This window comes from Brevibacillus fluminis (assembly GCF_003710825.1).
Taxonomy (GTDB): Bacteria; Bacillota; Bacilli; order Brevibacillales; family Brevibacillaceae; genus Brevibacillus_D; species Brevibacillus_D fluminis.
In genome coordinates, this window is record NZ_RHHQ01000070.1 from 1 (window position 1) to 330 (window position 330).

At 60.9% G+C, this 330-nt stretch carries 1 pseudogene; it reads right to left on the reverse strand.

The annotated features are described in order from the left end of the window. A pseudogene (locus tag EDM56_RS30920) lies at nt 1–330 on the reverse strand (Tm-1-like ATP-binding domain-containing protein); the annotation flags it as partial.

Below are 330 nucleotides of genomic sequence, written 5' to 3' on the forward strand. Positions count from 1 at the left end.
TCCGGCACCGTATCTCGCGGCCCAAAGTTCACCATATCGAGCGCTCCCAGTGATACCACCTGCGGAATGCCCACCTCTCCTGCCGCATTGAGCCGGGTCGGGCCAGCCGTTAACACACCGCCGACCAAATCGTCCGCGAGCTCCGTCGTCGTCAGATCAAAGGACCCAGTGATAAAGCCGTCCCGTATCAACGTTTCCATCGACTGGCCGCCCGTTCCGGTAGCGTGGAACACGAGGATTTCATAGTCGAGCTCCTCCAAATGCTTGCGTGCCGTCTCGACAGCCGGAGTCGTCACACCGAACATCGTCGCCCCGATCAGCGGCTTGCTC